Here is a 12,174-nt window from a genome sequence, read left to right as displayed (position 1 = left end):
CGCAGCCGTTTCCCGCGTGTTCACGCATGCGCAGGCCCTGTGTTCACGCAGCCGCCTGCAGGTCGAGCCGCGCCCCGAACTCCCTCACCACCGCCTCGTCCCGGTACGGCTCCAGCCGCTGCTGGAAGTCCTCCAGGTACTCGGCGCCCCGGTTGGACCGCAGCCCCTCCAGCAGCTCCACGGCCTTCATGCCGGTGTTGCACGCCTCCTCGATCTCGCGCTGCTGCACCTGCGCCGTGGCCAACAGCACATATCCGATGGCCCGGCGGCGCGCCCGCGTCTCGGGATGCCCGGCCAGCGACTCCTGCGCACACCGCGCCGCCGCCTCGGCCTGCCCGAGGTCCCGGTGGCAGTGGGCCAACTCGTCGGCGAGGTAGGCCTCGTCGAAGTGCGCGATCCACACCGGGTCGTCCCCCGCGGCCGGGTCGGCCGCCTCCAGGGCGCTCACCGCGCGCCCCGCCGAGGACTGCGCGGCGCGCACGTCGCCCATGAGGGCGTGCCCGCGCGCCTCCGCCGCCAGGAACATCGACTCCGCCCGCGGCGACACGCGCCCCCGCGCCCCCTCCTGCGCCGCCCGCGCCAACTGCGCGATCTCCCGGGGGTTTCCGAGCTGCGCGGCGAGATGGCTCATGGAGGCCGCGAGGACGTACCCGCCGTAGCCGCGGTCCCCGGCGGCCTGCGCCAGCCGCAGCGCCTGGATGTAGTAGCGCTGGGCCAGTCCGGGCTGGCCCGTGTCGACGGCCATGTACCCGGCGAGCTCCGTCAGCCGGGCCACCGCGGCGAACAGGTCCCGCCCGACCGCCTCCCGGTACGACCCCGCCAGCAGCCCCGCGACGACGCTGTTGAGGTAGTGCACGACGACCGGCCGCACATGCCCGCTGCCGTACTGGTGGTCGAGGTCCACCAGCGCCTGCGTCATGGCCTGCACCGCCTGTACGTCGGACTGCCCCACCCGCGGCCCCGCCGAGCGCGACACCTGCGCGTCGGGCGCGGAGATCAGCCAGTCCCGGCTTGGCTCGACCAGCGCGGACGCGGCGACGGAGGAGCCGGACAGGAAGTCCCGCCGCCCCACGTCACTGCGCCACAGCTCGCAGACCTGCTCGATGGCCCCCAGTACCGTCGGCGAGAACTGCAGGCCCACGCCCGAGGCGAGGTTCTTGCCGTTGGCCATGCCGATCTCGTCGATCGTGACCGTACGGCCGAGTTTGCGGCCCAGGGCCTCGGCGATGATCGCCGGCGCCCGGCCCCGCGGCTGCTGTCCGCGCAGCCAGCGCGCCACCGACGTCTTGTCGTAGCGCAGGTCGAGGCCGTGCTCGGCACCGCACATGTTGACCCGGCGGGCCAGGCCGGCGTTGGAGCATCCGGCTTCCTGGATGAGCGCCTGGAGCCGTTCGTTCGGCTGCCTGGCGACGAGCGGCCTTGCGGCCATGGCGTACCCCCTGCTGTCTGGCGGTGTGCCTGCCCACGCACCGAGTTGACGTGTCTTCCGCGGCCGGGCCCCTCACGTCCCAGCGAAAAGATCCGGCCGTGAAGATCAATGCCCCGCCCACCAGGTGAAAATGCGAGGCATGTGAGGATTGCCGGGGTAACGGCTGTTGCCGGCCCCACACCTGGCTACCCACCTCCGGCCACCGTTCCTCACGCGCGCCCCCGCACATGCACCCATGCGCCCCGGGGACCGGGGCGGTGCTCTCCCCCGCGCACAGGGGCGGGCGTAACCCCTGGTGACGACCAGAGTTGTGTTCATCGTGGAAGAGACGATCGCCGGCACCGAAGCCGCTCAGATCCCGAAGCAGCGCGGGGAATCGCTGCTGGAGACCGCTGTTCGCTATGCCGAGGAGCGCCACTGGGACGTGTTCCCCGGCACCTGGCTGGAGGCCGTCGACGGCAGCCAGCGCTGTTCCTGCGGTGACGCGGCGTGTCCCGCGCCGGGGTCGCACCCGGCGCGTCCGGACTGGGCGACGCAGGCGACGGGCAGTGCGACGGTCGCGCGGCGGATGTGGCAGAAGCAGCCGACCGCGTCGATCCTGCTGCCGACGGGGCGGACGTTCGACGCGATCTCCGTGCCGGAGACGGCCGGGTTCCTCGCGCTCGCGCGGATGGAGCGGATGGAGCTGACGCTCGGGCCGGTGACACTCACGCCGGATCGGCGGATGGAGTTCTTCGTGCTGCCGGGGGCCGGGGTGAAGGTCCCCGACCTGGTGCGGAAGCTGGGGTGGTCGGTGTCTTCGCTGGATCTGACCGTGCTGGGCGAGGGGGCGTATGTGGCTGCGCCGCCCACGCGGTTCGGGGCTCGGGGGGCCGTGCAGTGGGCCTGCCGGCCGACTCCGGCGAATCGGTGGCTGCCGGATGCGGAGGAGTTGATCTCGCCGTTGGCTTATGCGTGCGGTAGGGATCGGTAGCCGCGCCTTCTCGTCTGCCTGGTTCGTCTTCGTCGGCGGCTGCGGGTCGTCGGTGGCTGATCGCGCAGTTCCCCGCGCCCCTAAAAGAATGGCGTTTCTCCACCGTAGGGTTCTACTGACGGAGGGAGGCGCGGTGGGATCCAGCGCTGTGCGTGTGCGGGGGCTGTGGAAGCGGTTCGGACAGCAGGTGGCTGTTGCCGGGGTCGATCTGGATGTGCCCGCGGGCAAGTTCATCGGGCTCGTCGGGCCGAACGGGGCCGGGAAGACCACCACCTTGTCGATGGTGACCGGGCTGCTCCGGCCCGACCACGGGACCGTCGAGGTGGTCGGGCACGACGTGTGGCGGGACCCCGTCGAGGTGAAGGCCCGCATCGGGGTGCTGCCGGAGGGGCTGCGGCTCTTCGAGCGGCTGTCGGGGCGGGAACTGCTGGCGTACAGCGGCCGGTTGCGCGGGCTGCCCGGTGCCGAGGTGGACAAGCGGGCCACGCAGCTCCTCGACGTCCTCGACCTGGCCGGGGCCCAGCACAAACTGGTCGTCGACTACTCGACGGGCATGCGCAAGAAGATCGGGCTCGCCGCCGCTCTCCTCCACAATCCCGAAGTGCTGTTCCTGGACGAGCCGTTCGAGGGCGTCGACCCCGTCTCCGCGCAGACCATCCGGGGCGTCCTGGAGCGGTACACGGCCTCGGGCGCCACGGTCGTGTTCTCTTCCCACGTCATGGAGCTCGTCGAGTCGCTGTGCGACTGGGTCGCGGTGATGGCCGCCGGGCGGATCCGCGCCACCGGCACCCTCGCCGAGGTGCGCGGGGACGCGCCCTCGCTGCAGCGGGCGTTCCTCGAACTCGTCGGCGCCCAGGGCCGGGACGCCGGGTCCGACCTCGACTGGCTGGGCGGTGGATCGCGGTGAGCAGTACCGCGATCACCCCCGTCTTCGTCCGGCTGAAGCTGTCGCTGCTGCGCAACGGACTGCGGCAGTCCGGCGGGCGCAAGGCCGCCTACATCACGTCGGCCGTCTTCGCCCTGTTGTTCGCCGCGCTCCAGCTGATCGGCCTGATCGCGCTGCGCGGGCACGCGCACGCCGAGTCGGTGGTCGTGCCGGCCGTGGCGGTGCTGGGCCTCGGGTGGGCGGTGATGCCGCTGTTCTTCCCCAGCGGTGACGAGACCCTCGACCCGACCCGCCTGGTGATGCTGCCGCTGCGCCCCCGGCCACTGGTAGGGGCGCTGCTGACGGCCTCGCTGGTGGGCATCGGACCACTGTTCACGCTGTGTCTGCTGGTCGGTTCCGTGATCGCGGTGGCCCGGGGCGGGGCCGCGTTCGCGGTGGGCGTGGTCGCCGTCGTGCTGGCGCTGCTGGTGTGCGTGGCCCTCGCGCGGGCCGTCGCGGCCGCCAACGTACGGCTGCTGACCAGCCGCAAGGGGCGGGACCTCGCGGTGCTCAGCGGGCTCGTCATCGCGATCGGGGCGCAGGTCGTCAACTTCGGCGCGCAGCGGCTCGGCGCGTCGGGGCTGGGCGAGCTCGACCCGGTGGCCGAGGTGCTGCGGTGGGTGCCTCCGGCGTCGGCGGTCTGGGCCGTGCACGCGGTGAGCGAGGGCTCCTACGGTCTCGCGCTCGCGCAACTGGCACTGACCGCCGGTGCGCTGGTGGCGCTGCTCGCGCTCTGGTCGCGGCATCTGACGCGGCTGATGACCTCGCCCGACGGCTCCACCCTGCCGAGCGCCGGGTCGGCCGCCCGGGAGCGCTCCTCGGCCGGGCTGGGCAAACTGCTCCCCGCAGGACGTACGGGCACGGTCATGGAGCGCAGCCTGCGGTACGTGTGGCGCGACCCGAAGACCAAGGCCGCCTGGGTGACGTCGCTGGCCATCGGTCTGATCGTGCCGGTGTTCAACGCCTGGCAGGGCACCGGGTCGGTGTACTTCGCGTGCTTCGCCGCCGGGATGCTCGGCATCCAGATGTACAACCAGTTCGGGCAGGACACCTCCGCGTTCTGGATGGTCGCGCTGACCATCTCCACGCCCAGGGACGCCTACGTCGAACTGCGCGCCCGGGCGTACGCCCTGCTGCTGATCACCCTGCCGTACGCCACGCTGGTCACCGTGGTGACGACCGCCATGCTCGGCGACTGGCGGCGGCTGCCGGAGGCGCTGGGGCTGTCCTTCGCGCTGCTCGGCGCGATGCTCGCGACCGGGGCGTGGACGTCCGCCCGCTTCCCCTACTCCATCCCCCAGGAGGGCTACAAGAACGTCGCCCCCGGGCAGACCGGGCTGGCCTGGATCTCCATCTTCGGCGGGATGATGTCGGCCGCCCTGCTGTGCGTGCCCGTCATCGCACTCACGATCTGGCTGAACGTGAGCGCCGACGGCGACGCCTGGACGTGGCTGCTGTTGCCGGTGGGCACGGTGTACGGGGCGGCGCTGACGGCGGCGGGGCTGAAACTGGCCGCCCCGCGGACGGCCCGGCGACTGCCGGAGATCCTGGCGGCGGTCAGCAAGGGGTGAGGTGCCCGCCGGTGGCCCACCGTCAGCTGTCGGGGTCACTGTCGTCGCCCAGCGAGTCCAGGAACGGCTCGATCGCGGCGCGCCAGGCCTCCGGCTGGTCGTAGTGCACCAGGTGGCCGGCGTCGGCCACCTCCGCGTACTGGCCGCGGGGCAGGACCCGGACCATCTCCTGGGCCTCGGCGCGGCCCAGCTCGCCGTCCAGACCGCGCACGACCAGGGCGGGGCAGCGCACCTGGGCCAGCTCCTCCCAGTGCGCGTCGTACACCCACGTCTCGCGGGAGCGGAGCATCTGCTCCGGTTCGAAGACCGGGCGCCAGCCGTCCGGGGACTCGGCCATCACCTCGGCGTAGAACTCGCCACGGGCCGGATTGGGTCGCTCCACCCAGGGGTCGTCCTCGCCGAACCACTTGCGGACGTCGGCGAGCGTGGCGAAGGGCAGCGGCCAGGACTTGAACCACTGGCCCCACTCGCGCTGCGAGGCGGCCCCGAGCGCGGAGGCCCGCATGTCACAGATGATCAGCCCACGGACCAGGTCGGGACGCTTGGCGGCCAGCTGCCAGGCGGTCAGCGCGCCCATGGCGTGGCCGATGAGGACGACCCGGGCGAGGCCGAGCTGCTCCAGGGCCGCCTCGGCGTCGTCGACGTAGGCGTCACGGGTGAAGGCGCCCTGCGGGGGCTTGTCGCTGCGGCCGTGGCCGCGCTGGTCGAGGGCGACCGCCCGGTAGCGCGCGGACAGCCAGCGGGCGGTGGACGCCCAGTGCGAGGCGCGGCCCATGAGGCCGTGCAGTAAGAGCACGCCGGGGGAGCCACCCGGCGTGCTGTGCCCGTCGTGCGCCCCCTGTCCGCCCCGCACGTCCTGCGCCGGGTCGGTCTTGGGCGGGTCGCCGAACTCCCAGGCCGCCAGGCGTACGCCGCCCGTCCCGGTCACGTCGATGCGTCGCGCCATGTCTGGCACCCCCCAAGCTTCGCGCGGACCGCGGCTCCCGCCGTCCGGTCCTGTGAACCGTGTTCTGCCTGCTGTGCCTTCTGCTGTGGTTTCCGCTGTGCCTTCGGCCGTGCTGGTTGCGTGCTGGTTGCCGTACCCGTCGGTGCAAGTGTGCCGTGCGCCGCCCGCAGACTATCGAATGCGCATTCGAGGATGAGGTTCTCGCGGGCAACACCCCTCGTTCGAGTGACCATCCTCGGGGATTGATCGCCGCTGTCGAGGGGAGATCTTCAGCGGGAGGCGGACCGCTCGGGGAAACCGGTCCGAGGGGAATGACCCTGAGAGCTCGGGGCTCCGGGTCAGCACAGGGGAGGACAGGCCCCGGCGCCACACGGCGCCGGGGCCCTCCGCGTCCTCACGGCACATCCTCCTGCCCCCTCCCCGGCCGGGCGGCATCACTGTCGAGCCGCGGCCAAGAGCCCCTCAGGTCATATGCCTCACGCGACAGCGTCGCACGGGAATCGGGCGAGCGCTGCGATTCCGCGGACTGAACGCCGGATTCGGTCCGGATCACGCCAACGGCCAAGGGCCGCGTGCGGAGCGGGAGTTGACCGGCAGCGGATGGTGGCCGGCATGCGCCGGGTGATGGATGAGGGAAACGGGCCGCTCAGGGCTTGGCGACGAACACGTGGGAGGCGATGTCCGACTCCAGCTCGGCCGCCTCGCCGCCGCTGCCCACCAGCACCCCGCCCGCCGACTCGGTCACACTCACCACCGAGCCGGGCTGCACGCCCGCCCGCCGCAGCGTGTACATCAGCTGCGCGTCCGTCTGGATCGGCTCGCCGATCCGGCGCACCACGACCGTCTTGCCCTCGGCGCCCGGGTCGAGGCTGGCCAACGACACCATGCCCTCGTCCAGGAACGGGTCGGCACCGTCCTTCTCGCCCAGCTCCTCCAGACCCGGGATCGGGTTGCCGTACGGCGACTCCGTCGGGTGCCGCAGCAGCTCCAGGACGCGGCGCTCCACGGCCTCGCTCATCACGTGCTCCCAGCGGCACGCCTCCGCGTGGACCTGCTCCCACTCCAGACCGATCACGTCGACGAGCAGACACTCGGCGAGGCGGTGCTTGCGCATCACGCGCGTGGCCAGCCGGCGGCCCTCGTCGGTCAGCTCCAGATGCCGGTCGGTGGCGACGGACACCAGGCCGTCGCGCTCCATCCGCGCCACGGTCTGGCTGACGGTCGGCCCGCTCTGGTCCAGCCGCTCGGCGATACGGGCGCGCATGGGGACCACACCCTCTTCCTCCAGCTCGAGGATGGTGCGGAGATACATCTCCGTGGTGTCGATCAGTCCGGACATACGTGCCCCTCGAATGAGATCTGCCGGAGGCTGGACGGCTCACCGGCGTGTGCGCTGGCCCTGCAACCAATTCTGCCGGATACCACCGACAACCGTGCCGCCGGAGGCGAAGCGGGGGATTACCCGGCCGCGCGCAAGGGTACGGACTTCTGCCCCGGGGCCGCCCCGGCGCTCGGCGCGAGGCACGCACGGCCGTATTGACACCGCACTGGTCCAGACCGCACCGTGATGCGCGGCACAAGCCGCCGAGGCCAGCCTGAAGGGACCCCGTATGAGCGACCGCGCGCCGGCCGGCCAGTTCCTCGACGCCGCGATCGGCCTGCTGGGGCGGCTCCGCGACGAGGAGACCGACAGCATCACGGCGGCCGGGACGCTCCTCGCCGACACCGTCGCGGCCGGCGGCCGGCTCTTCGCCTTCGGCGCCGGGCACTCCTCCCTCGCCGCGCAGGACCTCGTCTACCGCGCCGGCGGCCTCGCGCTGATGAACCTGCTCGCCGTGCCCGGTGTCGTCGGCGTCGACGTCATGCCCGCACCGCTCGGTTCCGCCCTGGAACGCGTCGACGGCCTCGCGAGCGCCGTCCTCGACACCTCCCCGCTCCGCGAGGGCGACGCCCTGCTGATCATCTCCCTGTCCGGGCGCAACGCGCTGCCCGTGGAGATGGCCATGAACGCCCGCGCCCTGGGCGTGAAGGTCATCGGCGTGACCTCGGTGGCCTACGCCTCGCAGACGAAGTCCCGGCACGCCTCCGGGACGTATCTGAAGGACCACTGCGACCTCGTCCTCGACTCGAAGATCGCGGTCGGCGACGCGGAACTCACCCACGACGACATCCCGTCCCCCTTCGCCCCGGCCTCGACGGTCGTCACCTCGGCCCTCCTCCAGGCCGTCATGGCGACGACCGCCACCACCCTCGCCGACCGCGGCATCGAACCGCCCCTGCTGCGCTCCGGCAACGTCGACGGCGGCCACGACTGGAACACCCGGGTGATGGAGCAGTACCGCGACCGGATCTTCTACCGGTACTGAAGTCAGACAGGGCGCGGGCCGGCGTCTCCACCGACACGGCAGGGACCGAGCGGCCCGGCCCCGCGCCGGCCACCGGCACCGCAAGGCCGGCGGACCGGGACGGCGTCGTCACCGGCGTCGGAGCCCGCAGAACGGGTCCGTCCGGCACCGGCAGTAACCGGGCTTGCGGCGGGCGCTCTCACTCCCCGCCGACGACCCGTTCACTCCCCGCCCGACCACCCGTTCACTCCCCGCCCGACCACCCGTTCACTCCCCGCCCGACCATCCGTTCACTCCCCGCCCGACATCCCCGCCAGATCCAGCGCCGCCGCGATCCGGACCGCCACGTCCTCCGCGTACAGCGCGTCGGAGCGCTCGAAGGCGTTGCGGCCCGCGCCGCGCAGGAACGTGACGACGCCCAGGGTCCGGCCCCGGCTGCGCAGCACCGCGCACAGGGCGTGCACCGCGTCCGCGGGCCACTGGCGGGCCAGGGCCCACTCCCGGGCCGCCTCCGGCCGGGCCGCACCCGCACTCGCGCGCAGGGCACCCACCCGCTCCACGCACTGCAGGGCCGGGTGCCCCTCGGCGTAGCGGACGGGCAGGCTCGCGTGTCCCGACAGCCGGCTCGGCCCCGGCGCGCCGGAGGGTGTGGCGGCGACCCGGACCAGCCGGACGGGGCCCTCGGCCTCCGCGTCGGTCAGCGCACCGCCGGCAACCTGGTCGATCAGCCCGTGGTCGGCGAAACCGGCCAGGGCGAAGTCCAGGTGGACCGTCGCCGCCTCGGCCGGGTCCTCGCACTCGGCCGCCGCCCGCGACGCCCGGTGCAGCTGCTGCGTACGGAACCGCAGCAGGGACGCCTCCTGCTCGGCCTGCTTGGCCTCCGTCACGTCCTGGAACAGCCAGCCCACACCCAGCGGAACCGGCTCCTCCGCGAGCGGTGAGGCCAGCCGCAGGAACCCGCTGCGCCAGCACCGCCGCCGCTCCCCCTCCGGCGTCCGCACACTCACCCACACCTCGGCGGGAGCCGGTGGCGCACCCTCCGCCAGCACGTGCTGCAGCGCGCTCTCCAGCTCCTCCACGCCCTGCGACAGCAGCTCCCCGAGCGGCCGGCCCAGCACCGTCGTACGCCCCGTGCCGAGCGCCCGGGCCGCGTGCGCGTTCACCACCGCCGGCCGCAGGTCCACGTCCACCAGCACGACACCCCAGCCGGCGTCCTCGAACAGCGCCTCGCTCAGCGCGATCGACCGCTCCAGATCGATCTGCGTGTGCACCTCGCTGAACGCGCAGTACACACCCGCCGGCTTTCCGTCCGGCCCGCGCACCGCCGCCGACTGGGTCCGCACGAGGACCCGCCCGCCGTCCTTGGTCAGCAGAGCGAACTCGTGCACCTGCCTGCCGGGCGCGTGCATCGACGACAGCAGCCGGCTCTCGACCTCCTCGGCGTCCGCACTGCGCACGGCCCATCCGGCCAGCCCGCGCCGCCCCACGGCCTCGTCCGCACTCCACCCGAGGATCCGCTCGGCCTCGCGGTTCCAGTGCGTCACGACACCGTCGGCGTCGAACGCGCACAAGGCCGCGTCCATGCCGTCCAGCAAAGCGGCAAGCAGATCCGAACCATCCGAACTGTCCCGCTCGGGCTCGTCCGGCCCCAGCTCGTCGGTGGTCCCACTACGCCGGGAAGCACTCACCTGGACCCCCTGCAGGCTGCGTCCGCACGTACGGCACGTCGGTTCGCTCCTTGCAATCATTCAACTCGAACGTGACCCAGCGCACACCGAGTTCCCACAACATTGAAGGAATCGTTGTACTGCGGCAATGCCCACGTCAACGCAACAGAAACGTTCATCCGGGGCCATCGGCAGCCCGGTCGGCGCCGCTCCCCCGCCGCGCGTACACCTCGATCTCGATCTTCATACGGGGGTCCGCCAGCCCGCACACCAACATCGTCGCGGCCGGCCGCACCTCTCCGAAGCACTTGCGCAGCACCGGCCAGCACGGCTCGAAGTCCTCCCGCTCGGGCAGCAGGTACCGCACCCGCACGACGTCCGCGAACGAACACCCGGCCTCCTGCAGCGCGGCCCCGATGTTGCGCAGACACTGTTCGGCCTGCTCCACCACGTCCTCGGAGATCGTCATCTGCGCGTAGTCGAACCCGGTCGTCCCCGACACATGCACCTGGTCCCCGTCCACGACGGCCCGGGCGTACCCGATCCGCTCCTCGAACACCGAACCACTGAGAATCGCCCGCCGCTGCGTCATGGAATCAAGGTCTCAAAGTCAAGGTCGCAAAAAAACAGGTTGATCCGAGGCCGAACGGTTTCTAGGGTTGCAAGCACTTCAGAAGGGAGGTGGTTCGGCAGATGTATGGATACCGGACGGAAGAGGTGGCTGCGGGCTAGCGGCCCGTCACCACATTCAGTGCGGTGCCGAGCCAGCGCGTGATCGAAGCGCGCAGCCGGCCCAATCTCAAGCAGTCACCCGACCCGCGAGTCGCCGGTACGTCCGGCCGGCTCCTCCCCGGAGGAACCAGACTCGCGGGTCGCCTGCGTTTCTGAGGTGCCCGGGGGGGCGTGGGGACGGCCTCACCCGGGGGTGGGTGAGGCCGTGTGGGGGTGGGTCAGTGGGCGATGTCCTCGTAGCCCTCGATCTCGCGGGGGTCGCGGGTGCCCGGGCCGACGTAGCGGGCCGAGGGGCGGACCAGGCGGCCCGTGCGCTTCTGCTCCAGGATGTGGGCGGACCAGCCGGCGGTGCGGGCGCAGGTGAACATGGACGTGAACATGTGCGCCGGGACCTCGGCGAAGTCCAGGACGATGGCCGCCCAGAACTCGACGTTCGTGGCGAGGACGCGGTCGGGGCGGCGGGCGTGGAGTTCCGCCAGGGCCGCCTTCTCCAGGGCCTCGGCGACCTCGAAGCGGGGGGCTCCCAGCTCGCGGGCGGTACGGCGCAGGACCCGGGCGCGGGGGTCCTCGGCGCGGTAGACGCGGTGGCCGAAGCCCATCAGGCGTTCGCCCTTGTCGAGCGCGTTCTTCACGTAGGCCTCCGCGTCGCCCGTGCGCTCGATCTCCTCGATCATGCCGAGGACGCGGGAGGGGGCGCCGCCGTGCAGCGGGCCGGACATCGCGCCCACCGCGCCGGAAAGCGCCGCCGCCACGTCCGCGCCGGTCGAGGCGATCACGCGGGCCGTGAAGGTGGAGGCGTTCATGCCGTGCTCCGCGGCACTCGTCCAGTACGCGTCCACCGCCGCCACGTGCTTGGGGTCCGGCTCGCCGCGCCAGCGGATCATGAAGCGCTCGACGACGGACTGCGCCTTGTCGATCTCCCGCTGCGGGACCATCGGCAGGCCCTGGCCACGGGCGGACTGGGCGACGTAGGAGAGCGCCATGACGGCCGCTCGGGCCAGGTCGGCCCGGGCCTGCTCGGCGTCGATGTCGAGGAGGGGTTTGAGGCCCCAGACCGGCGCCAGCATGGCCAGGGCGGACTGGACGTCCACGCGGATGTCGCCGGAGTGCACGGGGATGGGGAACGGCTCGGCGGGTGGCAGGCCGGGGTTGAAGGCGCCGTCGACGAGGAGGCCCCAGACGTTGCCGAACGAGACGTGGCCGACGAGGTCCTCGATGTCGACGCCGCGGTACCGGAGCGCGCCGCCCTCCTTGTCGGGTTCGGCGATCTCCGTCTCGAACGCGACGATTCCCTCGAGCCCGGGTACGAAGTCGGACATCAGGCGGCTCCTCGTGATGTAAGTGACAGATGGTGTCGATGTGGGGTGGGGCGAACGAACCATGTGTCAGTCAGCTGGCGAAGCGTGCGCCGTCCACGGGATCCACGGTCGTGTACGGCGACTCGCGGTCCTGGCCGGTTGCCCCTGTGATGCCCCGTACGGCAGGCGGTCATCCAATCGGAACGGCACGGAAACGATATCCCCGAGTGCCACGCTTGGGGAGGGGTCACGGCACTCAGTGCCATGCAGTGACGAAGGACACCGTCC

At 72.2% G+C, this 12,174-nt stretch carries 10 protein-coding genes; 4 read left to right on the top strand and 6 right to left on the bottom strand.

The genetic code is table 11. The features are described from left to right. Positions 1-43: 43 nt before the first annotated feature. Positions 44-1,429, bottom strand: a complete 1,386-nt coding sequence (locus tag AB0B29_RS09945) for a transcriptional regulator (protein ID WP_362236416.1) — start codon at positions 1,427-1,429, stop codon at positions 44-46. A 310-nt stretch (positions 1,430-1,739) separates the two neighbouring features. On the opposite strand from AB0B29_RS09945, the gene AB0B29_RS09940 reads away from it, so the two are divergent. The 3 genes from AB0B29_RS09940 to AB0B29_RS09930 all read left to right on the top strand — a co-directional run bounded on the left by AB0B29_RS09940 (position 1,740) and on the right by AB0B29_RS09930 (position 4,898). After that, complete coding sequence (locus tag AB0B29_RS09940) at positions 1,740-2,402, top strand: bifunctional DNA primase/polymerase (protein ID WP_362236413.1); 663 nt, start codon at positions 1,740-1,742, stop codon at positions 2,400-2,402. A gap of 88 nt (positions 2,403-2,490) precedes the next feature. Continuing rightward, on the top strand, positions 2,491-3,309 hold the full coding sequence (locus AB0B29_RS09935; RefSeq protein ID WP_362236410.1) for an ABC transporter ATP-binding protein: 819 nt from the start codon (positions 2,491-2,493) through the stop codon (positions 3,307-3,309). Then, on the top strand, positions 3,306-4,898 hold the full coding sequence (locus AB0B29_RS09930) for a transporter (RefSeq protein ID WP_362236407.1): 1,593 nt from the start codon (positions 3,306-3,308) through the stop codon (positions 4,896-4,898). Before AB0B29_RS09935 ends, AB0B29_RS09930 begins: the two co-directional genes overlap by 4 nt. Before the next feature lie 22 nt (positions 4,899-4,920). Here AB0B29_RS09930 and AB0B29_RS09925 read toward each other — a convergent pair whose 3' ends face one another. Both AB0B29_RS09925 and AB0B29_RS09920 read right to left on the bottom strand, forming a co-directional pair. Next, the gene (locus AB0B29_RS09925; RefSeq protein WP_362236404.1) at positions 4,921-5,844 is read right to left on the bottom strand and encodes an alpha/beta fold hydrolase; all 924 of its coding nucleotides are present in this window, start codon (positions 5,842-5,844) and stop codon (positions 4,921-4,923) included. Between the two features lie 646 nt (positions 5,845-6,490). Further along, on the bottom strand, positions 6,491-7,183 hold the full coding sequence (locus AB0B29_RS09920) for a metal-dependent transcriptional regulator (protein ID WP_362236401.1): 693 nt from the start codon (positions 7,181-7,183) through the stop codon (positions 6,491-6,493). 271 nt (positions 7,184-7,454) lie between these two features. Here AB0B29_RS09920 and AB0B29_RS09915 point away from each other — a divergent pair, with 271 nt between their 5' ends. Next, positions 7,455-8,210, top strand: coding sequence for an SIS domain-containing protein (locus AB0B29_RS09915; RefSeq protein ID WP_362236399.1), 756 nt, complete (start codon positions 7,455-7,457; stop codon positions 8,208-8,210). A gap of 269 nt (positions 8,211-8,479) precedes the next feature. Here AB0B29_RS09915 and AB0B29_RS09910 read toward each other — a convergent pair whose 3' ends face one another. The 3 genes from AB0B29_RS09910 to AB0B29_RS09900 form a co-directional block, all read right to left on the bottom strand. Beyond that, positions 8,480-9,877 carry a PAS domain-containing protein gene (locus tag AB0B29_RS09910; RefSeq protein ID WP_362236396.1) on the bottom strand — a complete coding sequence of 466 codons (1,398 nt, stop codon included), beginning with the start codon at positions 9,875-9,877 and terminating at the stop codon, positions 8,480-8,482. Between the two features lie 154 nt (positions 9,878-10,031). Beyond that, positions 10,032-10,448: a RidA family protein gene (locus AB0B29_RS09905; protein ID WP_362236393.1), complete on the bottom strand. Its 417-nt coding sequence runs from the start codon at positions 10,446-10,448 to the stop codon at positions 10,032-10,034. Between the two features lie 358 nt (positions 10,449-10,806). Then, positions 10,807-11,907: a citrate synthase 2 gene (locus AB0B29_RS09900; protein ID WP_362236390.1), complete on the bottom strand. Its 1,101-nt coding sequence runs from the start codon at positions 11,905-11,907 to the stop codon at positions 10,807-10,809. Between the last annotated feature and the right edge of the window lie 267 nt (positions 11,908-12,174).

This window comes from Streptomyces tibetensis, from assembly GCF_040647715.1.
Lineage (GTDB): Bacteria > Actinomycetota > Actinomycetes > Streptomycetales > Streptomycetaceae > Streptomyces > Streptomyces tibetensis_A.
Note: the sequence above shows the minus strand (reverse complement) of the source record. Positions and strands in the feature narration are given on the sequence as shown.